General features: G+C 70.7%; 13 protein-coding genes. 12 read left to right on the top strand and 1 reads right to left on the bottom strand.

Going from position 1 to position 16,130, the window contains the following annotated elements; genetic code table 11:
• Position 1 precedes the first annotated feature (1 nt).
• From folP to ABD883_RS04130, 12 genes are all read left to right on the top strand, one after another.
• Positions 2-937, top strand: coding sequence for a dihydropteroate synthase (folP, locus tag ABD883_RS04185; RefSeq protein WP_345030087.1), 936 nt, complete (start codon positions 2-4; stop codon positions 935-937).
• Positions 937-1,974: a 2-amino-4-hydroxy-6-hydroxymethyldihydropteridine diphosphokinase gene (gene folK, locus ABD883_RS04180; protein WP_345030084.1), complete on the top strand. Its 1,038-nt coding sequence runs from the start codon at positions 937-939 to the stop codon at positions 1,972-1,974. The genes folP and folK overlap by 1 nt, the downstream gene beginning before the upstream one ends.
• Positions 1,971-2,432 (top strand): DUF3180 domain-containing protein, encoded by a 462-nt coding sequence (locus ABD883_RS04175; protein WP_295688830.1) that lies wholly within the window; start codon positions 1,971-1,973, stop codon positions 2,430-2,432. Before folK ends, ABD883_RS04175 begins: the two co-directional genes overlap by 4 nt.
• Complete coding sequence (locus tag ABD883_RS04170; RefSeq protein WP_345030080.1) at positions 2,429-2,902, top strand: PH domain-containing protein; 474 nt, start codon at positions 2,429-2,431, stop codon at positions 2,900-2,902. The genes ABD883_RS04175 and ABD883_RS04170 overlap by 4 nt, the downstream gene beginning before the upstream one ends.
• 42 nt (positions 2,903-2,944) lie before the next feature.
• Positions 2,945-4,939, top strand: a complete 1,995-nt coding sequence (locus ABD883_RS04165; RefSeq protein ID WP_345030077.1) for a PH domain-containing protein — start codon at positions 2,945-2,947, stop codon at positions 4,937-4,939.
• 37 nt (positions 4,940-4,976) lie between these two features.
• Positions 4,977-5,480 carry an RrF2 family transcriptional regulator gene (locus ABD883_RS04160; RefSeq protein ID WP_345030075.1) on the top strand — a complete coding sequence of 168 codons (504 nt, stop codon included), beginning with the start codon at positions 4,977-4,979 and terminating at the stop codon, positions 5,478-5,480.
• 185 nt (positions 5,481-5,665) lie between these two features.
• On the top strand, positions 5,666-6,934 hold the full coding sequence (locus tag ABD883_RS04155; RefSeq protein ID WP_345030073.1) for a globin domain-containing protein: 1,269 nt from the start codon (positions 5,666-5,668) through the stop codon (positions 6,932-6,934).
• Positions 6,935-7,021: 87 nt separating this feature from the next.
• A complete protein-coding gene (locus ABD883_RS04150) occupies positions 7,022-7,915 on the top strand; it encodes a Rossmann-like and DUF2520 domain-containing protein (RefSeq protein WP_345030071.1) in 894 nt (297 codons plus the stop codon).
• Positions 7,916-8,066: 151 nt separating this feature from the next.
• Positions 8,067-9,602 carry a lysine--tRNA ligase gene (lysS, locus tag ABD883_RS04145; protein WP_345030069.1) on the top strand — a complete coding sequence of 512 codons (1,536 nt, stop codon included), beginning with the start codon at positions 8,067-8,069 and terminating at the stop codon, positions 9,600-9,602.
• Between the two features lie 611 nt (positions 9,603-10,213).
• Positions 10,214-10,561 (top strand): histone-like nucleoid-structuring protein Lsr2, encoded by a 348-nt coding sequence (locus tag ABD883_RS04140; protein ID WP_265809134.1) that lies wholly within the window; start codon positions 10,214-10,216, stop codon positions 10,559-10,561.
• Between the two features lie 403 nt (positions 10,562-10,964).
• Complete coding sequence (locus ABD883_RS04135; protein ID WP_137318049.1) at positions 10,965-13,589, top strand: ATP-dependent Clp protease ATP-binding subunit; 2,625 nt, start codon at positions 10,965-10,967, stop codon at positions 13,587-13,589.
• 715 nt (positions 13,590-14,304) lie between these two features.
• Entirely contained in the window at positions 14,305-14,838 is a 534-nt protein-coding gene (locus tag ABD883_RS04130) for an amino-acid N-acetyltransferase (RefSeq protein WP_265809182.1), read from the top strand.
• 47 nt (positions 14,839-14,885) lie between these two features.
• Here the strand turns inward: ABD883_RS04130 and ABD883_RS04125 are convergent, their stop codons facing one another.
• Entirely contained in the window at positions 14,886-15,836 is a 951-nt protein-coding gene (locus tag ABD883_RS04125; RefSeq protein ID WP_345030065.1) for an HhH-GPD family protein, read from the bottom strand.
• Positions 15,837-16,130 lie beyond the last annotated feature (294 nt).

Below are 16,130 nucleotides of genomic sequence, written 5' to 3'. Positions count from 1 at the left end.
GATGCGGACGCAGATCATGGGCGTGCTCAACGTCACCGCGGACTCGTTCTCCGACGGCGGCCGCTGGCTCGACTTCGACCAGGCGGTCGGCCACGGCATCGCGCTGCTCGAGGCCGGTGCGGACATCATCGACATCGGCGGGGAGTCCACCCGCCCCGGCTCCGTCCGGGTGCCCGAGGACGAGGAGCTCGCCCGCGTCGTCCCCGTCACCCGCGAGCTCGCCCGGCAGGGTGCGGTGATCAGCGTCGACACCATGCGCGCCGCCGTCGCCCGGGCCGCACTCGACACCGGCGCCCGCATCATCAACGACGTCTCCGCCGGGCTCGCCGACCCCGCGATGCTCGGCGTGGCCGCCGAATCCGGCGCCCCCATCGTCCTCATGCACTGGCGCGGCCTCCTCACCGACGCCCACGGGGAGTACACCTACGACGACGTCGTCGCCGAGGTGCGCACCGAGCTCAGCGAGCGGATCGACGCCGCGCTCGCCGCCGGGATCGCCGAATCCGACATCATCCTCGACCCCGGCCTGGGGTTCTCGAAGAACGCCGAGCACAACTGGCAGCTCCTCGCCGGCCTCGACGCCTTCACCCGGATGGGCTTCCGGCTGCTCGTCGCCGGCTCCCGCAAGCGCTTCCTCGCCTCCCTGCTCGACCCGCAGGACCCGGCCGGCGTGACGAACACCGACCGGGACTCAGCGACCGCCGCGATCAGCGCCTACTGCGCCCGCGCCGGGGCCTGGGCGGTGCGCGTCCACGAACCGCGCAGCTCCCTCATCGCCGTGCAGGTCGCCGAGGCGCTCGCCGAGCACGCCGCCCGCGCACCCGAGCTGCCGCTCGACCCGGCCGGGGCGGAGGACTCCCCGAGCCCGGAGGCGGCAGTCGGGCCGCAGACCTCCCGCCCGGCCCCCGGCACCCGACCGGACTCCGAGGTCCCCTGATGGACCGGATCCGGCTCACCGGGCTGCGCGCGTTCGGACACCACGGGGTGTTCGACCATGAGCGCACGGACGGGCAGGAGTTCCTCGTCGACCTCGAGGTGCCCGGAGACCTCTCCACGGCCGGGCGCGGCGACGCGCTCGCCGACACCGTCGACTACGGGGTGCTCGCCGAGGAGGCCGTCGCGGTGATCACCGGGGAGCCCTTCGACCTCATCGAGAGCGTGGCGGAGGAGATCGCCCGCCGCTGCCTGGCCCACTGCGCGCAGATCACCGTCACCGTCCACAAGCCGCAGGCCCCGATCCCGCACGCCTTCGCCGACGTGTCCGTCACCGTCACCCGCTCCCGAGGTGCGAGCAGCGCGGTCAGCCGGCCCGCCGGGACCGGTGAGGCGCAGGCCGGGATCGCGCGCGGCGGAGACGCGGCGGGGGAGGGATCGGCGCGCGCTGTCCTCGCCCTCGGGGCAAACCTCGGCGAGCCGCTCACCGCGCTCCGCACCGCGGTCGCTGCGCTCGAAAGACACCCGCACATCACCGTCACCGCGGCCTCCCACGTGTACCGCACCGCACCCGTCGGCGGGGTCGAGCAGCCCGACTTCCTCAATGCCGCCGTCCTCGTCGACACCGCACTCACCCCGCTCGAACTCCTCGGCGTCGCCCAGGGGATCGAGGTTGCCGCCCACCGCACCCGCGACGTCCGCTGGGGCCCGCGCACCCTCGACATCGACCTCATCCGGTATGCCGCACCGGGTGCCGAGCTCGACGACCCGGCGCAGCAGATGCGCCTCGCGCTGCCCCGCCTCGACCTGCCCCACCCGCGGGCCGCCGAGCGCGCCTTCGTCCTCGCCCCCTGGGAGGAGATCGCCCCGCACGCCCGGGTGGAGGTCGCCGGTGCGGCCGTCGGCCTCGCCGAGGCGATCGCCCGTGCCGCCGACGCCGGCGGGATCGAGCGCACCGCGGACACCCTGGGGCCTGCGGTTCCGGAACCGCCCACCTCCCCGGCACCGCAGCCGGCTCCCGGGAGTGAGGAGGCGCGATGAAGCAGACCACCTCCACGCAGCTCTTCAGCTGGGGGTTCGTCGGACTCCTCGCCTCGCTCGCGTTCCACTACGTGTGGGAGTCGCTCGGCCAGGCGCTGCCCGGCCTGCCGTGGCCGGCGATCCTCGGGATGATCGTGCTCTCCCTCGTCCTCCTCGTCCTCGGCTGGCCGATCAAGAAGTGGAACGACGGCGACCGCAGCCGCGACATCGACCACGTCGCCGCCGCTCGCACGGCGATGCTCGCCAAGGCCGCCTCGCTCACCGGGAGCCTGCTCACCGGCTGGTACCTCGGCGCCGCCGCCTACCTGTTCATCAGCGCCGGCGGGGTGCGGGCGAGCGCCGCACTCGGCATGCTGCTCGCCGTCGCCGCCTCGGCGATCCTCATGATCGTAGGGCTCATCGTTGAGTCCTACTGCACCCTGCCACCCGACGACACCGCAGGAGCCGATCCCGCATGACCGACATCGAGTTCGTCCCCGTCAGCCGCAAGCTCATCGGGGTCCACCTCCTGGGACTGCTCATCTGGATGGTCCCGCTTCTCATCCCGATGATCGTGCTCGGCGTGATCTTCGAAGCCGTGCGTCCCTGGATGTGGGCCGCCGCCGCGCTGTGGCTCGTCGTCGTCGTGTGGAGCGCGATCGTCCTCATCCGCCAGGTCGGGCGGCTCGGGTACGCCGAGCGCCCCGACGACCTGCTCATCCGCCGCGGCATCCTCTTCCGCTCGACCACCGTGGTGCCCTTCGGGCGGATGCAGTTCGTCGACGTCAAGTCCGGGCCGATCGAGCGGCTGTTCGGGCTCGCCACCGTCGAGCTCCACACCGCCTCCGCCGCCACCGACGCCTCGATCCCCGGACTGCCCGCGGCGGAGGCCGAGCGCCTCCGCGATGCGCTCGCCGCCCGCGGCGAGGCCCGGCTCGCAGGGCTGTGATCGCCGATGACCGGAATGCCTGAACCAGGAGCACCCGAGCCGTTGAACCCCGGACCGATGGAGCCCGGGCATGGGACGCCCGACACCGGGTCGACCACCTCCGACTTCACCGAATGGCGGCGGGTCCACCCGCTGACCCCGGCGCTCAAGAGCTGGCTCTTCATCCTCGCCGCGATCGGCGTGCTCCTGGCGCAGAGCCAGCAGTTCCTCCAGGAGCTCGTCACCGGCGGATTCACCGGCTCGGACGGGATCCTCGCCTGGCTGCTCGACCACCCGCTCGTCATCCTTGCGATCCTCGGCGGGCTCATCCTGCTCCTCGCCCTCATCGGGTTCCTCAACTGGCTCGTGTGGCGGCGCACCGGCTACCACATCGACGACGAGGCGATCTACCTGCGCAAGGGCCTGCTCAACCGGCAGCTGCGCACCGCCCGGCTCGACCGGGTGCAGGCGATCGACATCAACCAGCCGCTCGTGCCGCGCCTGTTCGGACTCGCGAAGCTGCGCTTCGACGTCGCCGGCGGCAAGGACTCCTCCGTCGATCTCGAGTTCCTCGGCCGCGACCGCGCCGAGGAGCTCCGTGAGGCGCTTCTCGACCGGGTGCGGGCACTCCGCGCGGCCGAGGACAGCCATCGGGCCGGCGACCCGGCCGGTGGATCCGGGTCGGCTCCCGGTGCCGGTCACGGTCCCGCCGGGACGCTTCCGGACAGTGCCGGCGATACGGGCGCCGGGAGCGGAGCCCCCGGCAGCGGCCCCGGAAGCCATCCCGGAGGTGCGGTCGGCCGTGCTGACGGACCGGCGGGCGGACGCGGCCGGGCGAGTGCCGCCTCGGCGCCGGGGGCGAACCTCGGCAGCCGCCTCATGGCACGGATCGAACCGACCGCGGCCGGGGTGATCGGCGACATCGGCGGCACCCTCACCGACGTGCTCCGGCCGTACACCGTGCGGGCGCGCGCCGACGACGACGGCCGGATCCTGCGCATCCCCGCCCACACCGTGCTGCTCTCCGGGCTGCTGTCGACCGGCACCCTCGTGACGCTCGCGTTCGTCCTCGCGGTGCTCGCCGGGTTCGTCGTCCTCGCCGTGATCGGCCGCTGGGAGGCGATCACCGGCAGCATCGTCGCGATCATCCCGCTCTTCGCCGCCGCGTACGGCGTCGTGAAGAAATCCTTCGACGAGTCGAACTTCTCCGTCACCATCACCCGCGATGGGCTCGCCGTGACGCACGGGCTCACCACGACCACGCGCCGCATCATCCCGCTCGACCGGATCCAGGCGGTGCGGCTCTCCCAGCCGCTGCTGTGGCGCTACCCGGACTGGTGGCGGGCCGAGTACACCATCGCCGGGCAGGAGGGGGAGAACACCTCGACGACTCTGCTGCCCGTCGGCTCGCTCGACCAGTGCCTCATGATGCTCGGACTCGTGCTCCCGCACCCGCAGGTGCCCGGCGGCCTGAGCGGCCGCGAGCTCATGGTCGAGGCGATGTACGCCGGCCCCGCGCCGGGCGCGGATGCCGAGCCGTCGGATGCTGAGCCGTCGGATGCCGGCGGTCCGGGTGCCGGCGGTCCTGGTGCCGATAGTCCGGATGCCGGCGGTCCGGGGGTCGAGCCGCTCTTCCACCACCAGGACCGGGCCTCGCGCTGGCTCGACCCGCTGACCTACCGACGCAACGGCTGGGTGCGCACCGGCAGCATGCTCGTCATCCGGTCCGGCCGCCTCGACCGGCGCGTCGACTGCGTGCCGCACGCCCGCGTGCAGTCGATGCGGGTGTTCGCCGGGCCGATCCAGCGTGCGCTCGGACTCGCGAGCGTCGACCTCCACTCCACCGCCGGCCCGGTCAAGCCGCAGGTGAGCCACCAGACGGCGGCGACGGCGGAGGAGTTCTTCTTCGAGCACGCGGAGATCACCCGGCAGGCTCGCGCCGCGCTCGACGCGCACACGGGCGGGCCGGATGTCATGGAGCCGCATAGCGGAGGGCCGGATCCGGTGGAGCCGCATAGCGGAGGGCCGGATCCGGTGGAGCACGGCCCGCTCCGTTAATTGGAGTTATAGACTCCGATTTAGGTACGGTGGACCCATGCAGGTATCCCGGTTCACCGACCTCGGCCTCCGCGCACTCATGATGCTCGCCACGGCCGAGTCCGGGACGCGCATGACCACCGCCGAGCTCGCCCTGCGACTCGAGGCCTCGGAGACGCACCTGGCGAAGGCGATCTCCCGACTGTCCGGGACCGGCGTCATCGCCTCACGGCGCGGGCGCACCGGAGGGCTCACACTCACCGAGGAGGGCCGCACCCGCCCGATCGGCTCGATCGTCCGCGAGCTCGAAGGGGTCGGCGCCGTCGTCGACTGCTCGACCTGCCCGCTGCGGGGGAACTGCCGGCTCAAGAGCGTGCTCGACCGCGCCGAGCAGGCGTTCCTCGCCGTCCTCGACGAGGTCTGCCTCAGCGATCTCGTCGACTCCCCGACCGGACCCGTGCTGCTGACCCTGCTCTCCGGCCCGCCGGGAGACCGCGGGCCTGCGGCGCCGCTGACCGAGCGCGCCGGCCCGGACTGCGGAAGACCGGCATCGGTGTCGTGATCCCGACCCTGCCCTGCCATGCCCGACCCGATGCCCGCGCACCGACCGCCTCGGGCCCGGCCCGGTCCGATGCCCGGGCACTGACCGCCTCGGGCCCGGTGCCCGCGCGCTCCCCACAGATGTTCCACCAGCTCAGGCATGCCGCCGGCGGCGGTGTGTGAATCCGCAACAGTTCAGGAGAATCCATGAGCACGTCCGACCTCTACCTCGACGAGAAGGAACTCGACTCCATCGGCCTCACCCCGGAGCACGAGGAGATCATCAAGGCGACCCTGCCGCTCGTCGGGTCGAAGATCAACGAGATCACCCCGATCTTCTACTCCCGCATGTTCGAGGCCCACCCCGAGCTCATCGCCGACACCTTCAACCGCGGCAACCAGAAGCAGGGTGCCCAGCAGCGTGCGCTCGCCGCCTCCGTGGCGACCTTCGCCACCATGCTCGTCGACCCCGAGGCCCCGGCCCCGGTCAACCTGCTCTCGCGGATCGGGCACAAGCACGTGTCCCTGGGCATCACCAAGGACCAGTACCAGATCGTCCACGACAACCTCTTCGCCGCGATCGTCGAGGTGCTCGGCGAGGACGTCGTCACCCCGGACGTCGCCGCCGCCTGGGACTCCGTGTACTGGCTCATGGCCGACGTCCTCACCGACTTCGAGTACGACCTCTACCGCTCGGCCCGGGTGGAGCCCGGCGACGTGTTCCGTGCGACCACTGTGGTCGATCGCCGGGACCTGCCCGGCGACATCGTCCACTTCACCGTGCGCGCCGCCGAGGGCTCGGCGGACCTGCCCGGGCACCTCCCGGGCCAGTACGTGTCCGTCGGCGCACGCCTGCCCGACGGTGCCCGCCAGCTGCGCCAGTACTCCCTGGTGCGCGGCGGCAGCGCGGCCGGCGAGCTGTCCTTCGCCTTCAAGCGGATCCGTGCCACGGAGAGCGCCCCCGAGGGCGAGGTGTCCAACTGGCTCGGCGAGAACGTCCAGGTGGGCGACTCCCTCGAGGTCACCCTGCCCTCCGGCGACCTCGTGCTCGACACGCAGGCGACGAACCCGGTCGTGCTGATCTCCGCCGGGATCGGCGTGACCCCGATGCTCGGGATGCTCGACAGCCTGGCCGCGAGCGGTTCCGCCCGCACCGTGGTCGCGCTCCACGCCGACGACTCCGCCGAGGTCGACGCGTTCGGTGCCGCCCGCACCGGGTACGCCGCCGGTCTGGCCGAGGGCTCCGCGATCACCTGGTACGGCACCGGGACCCCCGACGCCGAGCTCCAGGGCGAGGTCCGCGAAGGCCTCATGGACCTCAGTGCGGTCGAGCTGCCGGAGGGCGCGAGCGTCTACATCTGCGGCTCCAACGGGTTCCTCCAGTTCATCAGGACGCAGCTGGACGATCGCGGCGTCGCCGCCGCCGACGTCCACTACGAGCTGTTCGCTCCGAACGACTGGCTGCTCGACGCCTGAGTCGCACCACGGCGACTGCGTCCGTCGGCGCCCGGTAGCCTGTGTGGACTGGGCCCGGCGGACGCTCCGGGCAGGGGAGGGAGTGCGATGAATCTCGAGGATCAGACCCGGCTCGGGGTCGGCATCGTCGGCTGCGGGAAGGTCGGTGCGGTCATCGGCCGGGCGCTGCGGGCCGCCGGTCACGCCGTCGTCGGCGTCACCGCCACCTCCGAGGCGAGCCGCGACCGCGCCGAGGCGATGCTCCCCGGGGTGCCCGTCCTCGACATCGAGACCGTCGTCGAGCGCGCCGAGCTCGTCCTCTTCACCGTCTCCGACGACGTGCTCGGCGAGCTCGTGTCCGGGCTCGCCGCGCTCGGCCGCTTCAAGCCCGGGCAGATCATCATGCACTGCGCCGGCCGGTTCGGCACCGAGGTGCTCAAGCCCGCCGCCCGGGCCGGTGCCATCACCATCGCCCTGCACCCCTCGCTGTCCTTCACCGGTACGAGCATGGACCTGCCGCGACTGCAGGAGGCGACGATCGCCGTCACCGCCGCCCGCACCGTGCTGCCGATCGGGCAGGCGCTCGTCGTCGAGATGGGCGCGGAGCCGATCGTCGTCGCCGAGGCCGACCGCCCGCTCTACCACGCCGCGATCGCGCACGCCTCGAACCACACCGTCGCGGTCGTCGGCCAGGCGCTCGAGGTGCTCGCCGGGCTCGGCATCGACGACGCCCCGCGGGTGCTCGCATCGCTGCTCCGCGCGAGCGTCGACAACACGCTGCAGTCCGGGCCGGGTGCGCTCACCGGGCCCGTGAGCCGCGGCGACGTCGACACCGTGCGCGCCCACCTCGAGGCGCTCTCCGAGCAGGCCGTCGAGGCCGGCTCCACCGAGGTGGCGGACACGTACCGGGCGCTCGCCCGGGCGACTGTGGCCCGTGCCCTGCGCAATGGCACGATCGACGACGCCAAGGCCCTGCAGATCATCGAGCTCCTCGAGGGCTGAGGAGCTCTGATTCCTGCCGGGCGGCCGGGACCGTGCATGGTCTGCCGGGCCGGCGGGTGCCTCGGGAACCGCGGATTCCTGCCGGGGCCGGCGGGCGCCTCGGGAACCGCGGATTCCTGCCGGGCGCACCGCACGCGGTAGCCTTGGAGCCATGCCAGAACTTGATCCCGCCCAGGCCGGTGCTGCCCCGGCCGACGCCCCGGACCACCTCGACCCCGAACAGCTGCGGATCCGCAAGGACAAGCGCGTCCGGCTGCTCGAGGAGGGGCAGGAGCCCTACCCGGTCCACGTGCCCCGCACCCACACCCTGGCCGAGGTGCGCGAGGCCTACCCCGCGCTCGAGGACGGGGAGGAGACCGAGGACGTCGTCGCCGTCGCAGGACGCGTCGTGTTCTTCCGCAATACCGGCAAGCTCTGCTTCGTCACCCTGCAGGCCGGGGACGGCACCCGCCTCCAGGGCATGCTGTCGCAGAAGGAGGTCGGCAAGGAGCGGCTCGACGCCTGGAAGTCCGACGTCGACCTCGGCGACCACGTGTTCCTCCGCGGCCGGGTCATCAAGTCCAAGCGCGGCGAGCTCTCCGTCATGGCTTCGGAATGGCAGCTCGCGGCCAAGGCCCTGCGTCCGCTGCCCGCGCTCCACACCGAGCTCACCGACGAGACCCGGGTGCGCCAGCGCTACATCGACCTCATCACCCGCGACGCCGCGCGCCAGGCGGTCAAGCTCCGCTCCGACGTCATGATCTCCCTGCGCCGCACCTTCGCGGAGACCGGCTTCATGGAGATCGAGACGCCCATGCTCCAGACCCTCCACGGCGGCGCCGCCGCCCGGCCGTTCTCCACCCACATGAACGCCTACGACATGGAGCTGTTCCTGCGGATCGCCCCGGAGCTGTTCCTCAAGCGGGCGGTGGTCGGCGGCCTCGACAACGTGTTCGAGATCAACCGCAATTTCCGCAATGAGGGCGCGGATTCCACGCATTCCCCGGAATTCGCGATGCTCGAGGCCTATCAGGCATATGGCGATTATCATTCGATCGCGGATCTCACCAAGACGCTCATCCAGAATGCCGCCCGCGATGCCACCGGTTCGCTCCAGGTCACCCTGTCCGATGGCACGGAATACGATTTCGGCGGCGAATGGGCCGTCGTGAGCATGTATGATTCGCTGTCCGAGGAGGTCGGTGAGAAGATCACCGCGGAGACCAGCGTGGAGCGGCTCGCGGAGATTGCGCAGAAATACGATATCGATCTCGAAGGAGTGTTCCGCAGCCACGGCAAATACGTCGAGGAGATGTGGGAGCACTTCTATTCCGACCGGCTGTGGGCGCCGACATTCGTCGTCGATTTCCCGCTCGACACCTCGCCGCTCACCCGTGAGCACCGCTCGAAGCCGGGCGTGGTGGAGAAATGGGATCTCTATGTGCGCGGATTCGAGCTCGCCACCGGCTATTCGGAGCTCATCGACCCGGTGACCCAGCGCGAGCGCTTCGAATCGCAGGCCCGCGACGCCGCGCGCGGCGACGACGAGGCGATGGCGGTGGACGAGGAGTTCCTCATGGCCATGGAGTACGGCATGCCGCCCAGCGGCGGCATGGGCATGGGGATCGACCGTCTGCTCATGGCGCTCACCGGGCTGGGGATCCGGGAGACGGTGCTCTTCCCGCTCGTCAAGCCGCTCGAGAAGTGAGCGGACTCCGCTTCATCGTCAGATGGATCGCCCTGTGGTCAGCGACACTGCGAATTCCGGTTATCCGGTTCTGCGTTCTGCGGTGACCCGCACAACTGCGAGGTGATCGATGGTGGCGGCCGATATCCCGCGCAGAGTGCATTCGCCTCAGGTGCGGTTTATCGGCGCGATCCGGGCCGGATGCGGCGTTCCATGATATGCACATTCGAGCATATGCGGCGCGCGGTCACATGAAGTGCTCATCACGCGGTGGGAGAATAACCGTGTTGTCCAGATCATATTTCAGCTCTCTATTCGCCGCGGCGGTATTCGTCGGTTAGGATTCATTATGGAATACGTCAAAGTCCTCCTTCCTTCGATCTGTGTCGGACTGCTCTTCTGGTACGTCATCCGTTCCGTGGTCCGCGCCGACAGCATCGAACGGAGGGAGATGGACCGTTTCTATTCGGAGAACGAAGATTCCGCGGGTGAGTCCCCGGAATCCACGGGTGATCCGAATGATCTCCGTTCGTCCGGAGCGGATCCGACTCACGACGCACTGAATGCATCCGATTCGCCTGCGCACGACTCCACCGTGCCGGTCGAATCGACCTCCCGAAAGGACCCCGAACATGGCTCGTGAAATGAAACTCATGCTGACTGACGACATCGATGGCAGCGAGGCCGCGGAGACCGTGAGCTTCTCGCTCGACCAGCACAGCTACGAGATCGAACTCTCCAGCGCCAACGCCGCCAAGCTGCGCGAGGCCCTCGCCCCGTACATCGAGAAGGCGCGCCGCGTGGCCTCCCGCCAGCGTTCCACCGGTCGTCGCCGCACCGGCGGCGGTGCAGGTGCCTCCTCGCGCACCGGCGCGGACACCTCGACGGTGCGCGCCTGGGCCAAGGCCAACGGCCACGACGTCTCCGACCGCGGCCGCATCCCGGCTGAGGTGTTCGAGGCCTACGACGCCGCGCACTGAATTACGCGCAGTACTTGAACCGCAGCGCCACCGCGGACGGTTCATCGAACGGGTCGGTCCTCCTCGCGAGGGCCGGCCCGTTCGTCGCCCCTCCCTGCGCAGTGCCTCGTCGAACTGCGGAGTATCCGAAACGGAACGCGCAATTGCGCGTCGATCCTCGGATACCCCGCAGTACGGCGGGTTGCGGTCTGTGCCCAAGCCGGCCCGCGCCTCGGGAACGGCGGATCACCCACGCCCACTCCGCGCTCATCCCACGATCACCCCGCGCGGTCATGCGGATTCCCGCCGCCGCACCCGGCGATTACGCCGTGAGCCGAATCCCTTTCGGCTGACCGCGAAACCGCAATAAATCGCCGCGAGCGGTGGTTAGAGTCGAAGGAATCAACAGACCGAGGAGGGGCAAATGTTCGAACGGTTCACAGATCGTGCCCGTCGCGTAGTGGTCTTGGCGCAGGAAGAGGCCAAGCTGCTCAAACACAACTACATCGGTACCGAGCACATCCTGCTCGGCCTCATCCACGAGGGCGAGGGCGTCGCCGCCAAGGCGCTCGAAGGCATGGGCATCTCGCTCGACCAGGTCCGTGAACAGGTCACCGAGATCATCGGCCAGGGACAGCAGGCCCCGAGCGGCCACATCCCGTTCACCCCGCGTGCCAAGAAGGTGCTCGAGCTCAGCCTCCGCGAGGCACTCCAGCTCGGCCACACCTACATCGGCACCGAGCACATCCTCCTCGGCCTCATCCGCGAGGGCGAGGGCGTCGCCGCCCAGGTGCTCGTCAAGCTCGGCGCGGACCTCGGGCGCGTGCGCCAGGAGGTCATCAAGCTGATCTCCGGCTACCAGGGCAAGGAGCCCGTGGCCGCCGGCGGTCGCGAGGAGGGCACGCCCTCGGGCTCGCTCGTCCTCGACCAGTTCGGCCGCAACCTCACCGCCGCCGCCCGCGAGGGCAAGCTCGACCCGGTCATCGGCCGCAAGGAGCAGATGCAGCGGGTCATGCAGGTGCTGTCGCGCCGGACCAAGAACAACCCGGTGCTCATCGGCGAGCCCGGCGTCGGCAAGACCGCCGTCGTCGAAGGCCTCGCTGCCGCGATCGTCAACGACGAGGTGCCGGAGACGCTCAAGGACAAGCAGCTCTACACGCTCGACCTGGGCTCGCTCGTCGCCGGATCCCGCTACCGCGGTGACTTCGAGGAGCGCCTGAAGAAGGTCCTCAAGGAGATCCGCACCCGCGGCGACATCATCCTGTTCATCGACGAGATCCACACCCTCGTGGGTGCCGGCGCGGCCGAGGGCGCGATCGACGCCGCCTCGATCCTCAAGCCGATGCTCGCCCGCGGTGAGCTCCAGACGATCGGTGCGACCACCCTCGACGAGTACCGGAAGAACATCGAGAAGGACGCCGCGCTCGAGCGCCGGTTCCAGCCGATCCAGGTCCCGGAGCCCTCGCTGTCGGACGCGATCAAGATCCTCGAGGGTCTGCGCGACCGCTACGAGTCGCACCACAAGGTGACGATCACCGACGGTGCGCTCGCCGCAGCCGTCAACCTCTCCGACCGCTACGTCAACGACCGGTTCCTGCCGGACAAGGCCATCGATCTCATCGACGAGGCCGGCGCGAAGCTGCGGATCTCGCGGCTGTCGACCCCGCCGGAGATCAAGGAGCTCGAGGAGCAGATCGTCGAGGCCCGCCATCGCAAGGAGGCGGCGATCGACGCGCAGGACTTCGAGCTCGCCGCCAACGAGCGCGATGCGGAGATGAAGCTCCAGACCAAGCACGACGAGGCGGAGAAGGAATGGCGCTCCGGCGCCAAGAACGGCTCCGCGATCGTCGACGAGGAGCTCATCGCCGACGTGCTCGCCTCGGCGACCGGGATCCCGATCTTCAAGCTCACCGAGGAGGAGTCCGCGCGGCTGCTCCGCATGGAGGACGAGCTGCACAAGCGGATCATCGGTCAGCAGGACGCCATCAAGTCGGTGTCCCGGGCGATCCGCCGTACCCGCGCCGGCCTCAAGGACCCCAAGCGGCCTTCGGGCTCGTTCATCTTCGCCGGGCCCACGGGCGTCGGCAAGACCGAGCTCGCCAAGGCGCTCGCGGAGTTCCTGTTCGGCGACGAGTCCTCGCTGATCTCGCTCGACATGAGCGAGTTCTCGGAGAAGCACACGGTGTCGCGGCTGTTCGGCTCGCCTCCCGGCTACGTGGGCTACGAGGAGGGCGGGCAGCTCACCGAGAAGGTGCGGCGCAAGCCGTTCTCCGTGGTCCTGTTCGACGAGGTCGAGAAGGCGCACGCGGACATCTTCAACTCGCTGCTCCAGATCCTCGAGGACGGGCGTCTGACGGATTCGCAGGGTCGTGAGGTGGACTTCAAGAACACCATCATCATCATGACCACGAACCTCGGCACGCGCGACATCGCCAAGGGTCAGCAGCTGGGCTTCCAGATCGAGGGGGACACCTCCACTTCGTACGAGCGGATGAAGCAGCGCGTCAACGACGAGCTCAAGCAGCACTTCCGGCCGGAGTTCCTCAACCGCGTGGACGACACCATCGTGTTCCCGCAGCTGAGCAAGCCGGAGATCGTGCGGATCGTCGACCTGTTCCTCGCCCGCCTGGACGAGCGCCTGGCGGACAAGGGCATGAAGGTCGAGGTCACCCAGGAGGCCAAGAACCTGCTGGCCGAACGCGGCTACGATCCGGTGCTCGGTGCGCGCCCGCTGCGCCGCACCATCCAGTCGGAGATCGAGGACCAGCTCTCGGAGCGGATCCTGTTCGACGAGCTGCACTCGGGCCAGACGGTGTTCGTCGATGTCGAGGGCGAGGGCGCGGACGCCAAGTTCACGTTCGACGGCCGCGACACCGAGCGGGTGCCGGTGACCGTGGGCGCGGACGAGTCCGAGGACGTGAGCGGGGCCATCCCGGAGGCCGGTGTCGCGAACGCGGCGGCCACCTCGCACGCGGACCCGGATGCGGATGACTCCTCCGAGGGTCCCGCCGGAGGGGCCGCGGCCGGAGGCGCCGAGCGCACCCTCTGAGCCGGCCCACTGAGGTCCGTCGGCTGAGTCCGGCCGATTGAGTCTGGTCGGTTGAGCTCGGCCCGCTGAGCCCGGTCGGCCCGCGGTTCATACAGCAGAATCCTGCGGTTCCTGAGAACGGAACCGCAGGATTCTGCTGTGTCAGGACGGCGTTGGGGCGTCGGTGCTGCGTATCGGGTGGGTCTACTGAGTGCCGGGTACGGCGTCGGTGCTGTGTCGAGGGCGATTCGGTGGGTGCTGCAGCGGGTGGTGCGTCCGCGCTGTGTTCGGTGCGCGCGGTGGATGCGGCAGCGGGTGCGGCCGATCCATCACCGTCCGACTGCGGAGTATCTCGAATGGATCGCGCAATTGAGCGTTGATCATCGGATACCGCGCAGTCGGCGGTGCCGGCACGGCAGCGACGCCCCGGGGTCGGCGTGCCGTCGTTGCTCGCCGGCCCGGGGTCAGGCCCCGTGACCTTGCGCTATTTGGCGGATCCGCTCTCAGGAACCTTGGGAAATTGCAGTCTCGGGTGTTGAATGGAGGAATGCCTGCCGACCCCGCGACGCCACCGATCTCCGGTCCCGAGCGGACCACCGTGCCCGAGGCGACCACGGCACCCCAGGCGACCACCGCCACCGAGGCGCCCACCGTGTCCGAGGCGACCACCACGCATGAGCGGGCCACCGCCTCCCAGGTGACCGCTGCGGCCGGGTCCGACCCCGGGACGCCGCCGTTGCCCGAGGCCCGGGAACTGCCGAGCGGACTGTTCATCCGCCGCGCGCGCACCCCGGACGTCAAGGCGATCCGCGGGCTGGTCGAACCGCTCGCCGAGGCGCGGATCCTCGTCGCGAAGGACCCGGTCAACTACTTCGAGTCGCTCCAGGAGTTCCGCCTCGTCGTCGACCGCTCCGGGCCGCACGAGGTCGTCGTCGGCTGCGCGGCCCTCCACGTGCTGTGGGACGACCTCGCCGAGGCGCGCACCGTCGCCACCCACCCCGACTACCGGGGGCGCGGCATCGGCCGCTCGCTCATGGAGCAGATCCTCGCCGACGCCCGGGACATCGGGGTCTCCCGCGTGTTCTGCCTGACCTTCGAGACCCGCTTCTTCCAGTCGCTCGGCTTCGAGGAGATCTCCGGCACCCCCGTGTCGCCCGAGGTCTACGTCGAGCTCCTCCACTCCCACGACGAGGGCACCGCCGAGTTCCTCGACCTCGCCCGCGTCAAGCCGAACACCCTGGGCAACTCACGGATGCTCAAGCACCTCTGACAAGGACGCGCCTGCCCGCCCGCCTGCCCACGCGCCTGCCCGCACTGCTACTGCGGGAGGTGGAGGACGCCGCCGGACTCCGCGGCCAGCCCGTCGGCGACGAGCGCGCGCACCAGCCGGTCCACCCGCTCGGAGTCCCCGAGCTCCCGCACGCGCAGCACCGCCGCCTCGACCCGGTCGGGCAGCGCGGCGAGCGCCTCGGCGTCGAGGTCCGCAGTGCCCGCGGTGAGGAGCGCCCGCGCCACGCCGCTCACCTGGCCCGCCCCGGCCGGTGCAGTTTCACTCGCGGCTGCTGCATCAGATCCCGCCGCCTCGTTCGCGCCGGCTGCGGCGACCGCCTCGGCCGGCGCGCCTGAACCGTCAGCGCCTGGCGGCCCGGCGGCGCGGAGCACGGCCATGATCGCCCCGCGCAGCTGCCGGTCCGTGCCGTGCCAGGCCTGGATCGTGGGCTTCCGCCCGGCGTCCGCCGGCCGCCCGGCGGCGAACCACCGGCACTCGGCCTGCAACGGGCACTCTTCGCACGCGGGGTTCCGCGAGGTGCACACGAGCGCCCCGAACTCCATGAGCCCGGCGTTCCACTCGACGTGCTCGTCAGTCGGCACAAGGGCCGCGGCCCAGTCGCGCTCGGCCCGGGTGGGTGCGGGAGTCGGGTGCGAGCGGCCGGCGAACACCCGGCCGAGCACCCGCCGGATGTTGACGTCGAGCACGGTTGCAGGCTGTCGGTGCGCGAACGCGGTGACCGCCGCGGCGGTGTAGTCGCCGACCCCGGGCAGTGCACGCAGCGCCGCCTCACCCACCGGAACCGCGTTGTCGTGGTCGTCGGCGATCGCCCGCGCGGTGTCGCGCAGCCGCAGGGCGCGCCGCGGGTAGCCGAGCGAGTCCCAGGCGAGGAGCACCTCGGCGGGGGAGGCGTCCGCGAGGTCCGCCGGGGTGGGCCAGCGCCGCATCCACTCCGCCCAGCGCGGCGCGACCCGGACCATCGGTGTCTGCTGGGACATCACCTCGCTCACGAGGATGCCCCATGCCGAGGTGCCCTCCGCCCGCCACGGCAGGTCGCGGGCGTGCGCGGCGAACCAGTCGACGACGGTGCGCCGGACCCGTGCGAGCTGGGATTCGTGCGGGATCCGGAGTGTCTGGGCGGTGTTCGCGGCCCGGCGTTCTACTCTCGAGATGATGTCTCCTTCGACCCGTGGTCCTGGTTCCGAACCCCCGCGCTCATCCGGCTCCTCCGGCGCCCGGCGCCGCGGGGGTCAGTCCGCTGCCGGCGGATCGCGCCGCGGCACCGGGAAGGC

The sequence above is a fragment of the Brevibacterium pityocampae genome (assembly GCF_039541555.1).
Lineage (GTDB): Bacteria > Actinomycetota > Actinomycetes > Actinomycetales > Brevibacteriaceae > Brevibacterium > Brevibacterium pityocampae.
Note: the sequence above shows the minus strand (reverse complement) of the source record. Positions and strands in the feature narration are given on the sequence as shown.

Bases quoted from the DNA above. Each gene is read 5' to 3' on its own strand.
- folP (WP_345030087.1), top strand. From the start codon at position 2: ATGCGGACGCAGATCATGGGCGTGCTCAACGTCACCGCGGACTCGTTC.
- folK (WP_345030084.1), top strand. From the start codon at position 937: ATGGACCGGATCCGGCTCACCGGGCTGCGCGCGTTCGGACACCACGGG.
- ABD883_RS04175 (WP_295688830.1), top strand. From the start codon at position 1,971: ATGAAGCAGACCACCTCCACGCAGCTCTTCAGCTGGGGGTTCGTCGGA.
- ABD883_RS04170 (WP_345030080.1), top strand. From the start codon at position 2,429: ATGACCGACATCGAGTTCGTCCCCGTCAGCCGCAAGCTCATCGGGGTC.
- ABD883_RS04160 (WP_345030075.1), top strand. From the start codon at position 4,977: ATGCAGGTATCCCGGTTCACCGACCTCGGCCTCCGCGCACTCATGATG.
- ABD883_RS04155 (WP_345030073.1), top strand. From the start codon at position 5,666: ATGAGCACGTCCGACCTCTACCTCGACGAGAAGGAACTCGACTCCATC.
- ABD883_RS04150 (WP_345030071.1), top strand. From the start codon at position 7,022: ATGAATCTCGAGGATCAGACCCGGCTCGGGGTCGGCATCGTCGGCTGC.
- lysS (WP_345030069.1), top strand. From the start codon at position 8,067: ATGCCAGAACTTGATCCCGCCCAGGCCGGTGCTGCCCCGGCCGACGCC.
- ABD883_RS04140 (WP_265809134.1), top strand. From the start codon at position 10,214: ATGGCTCGTGAAATGAAACTCATGCTGACTGACGACATCGATGGCAGC.
- ABD883_RS04135 (WP_137318049.1), top strand. From the start codon at position 10,965: ATGTTCGAACGGTTCACAGATCGTGCCCGTCGCGTAGTGGTCTTGGCG.
- ABD883_RS04125 (WP_345030065.1), bottom strand. From the start codon at position 15,836: ATGTCCCAGCAGACACCGATGGTCCGGGTCGCGCCGCGCTGGGCGGAG.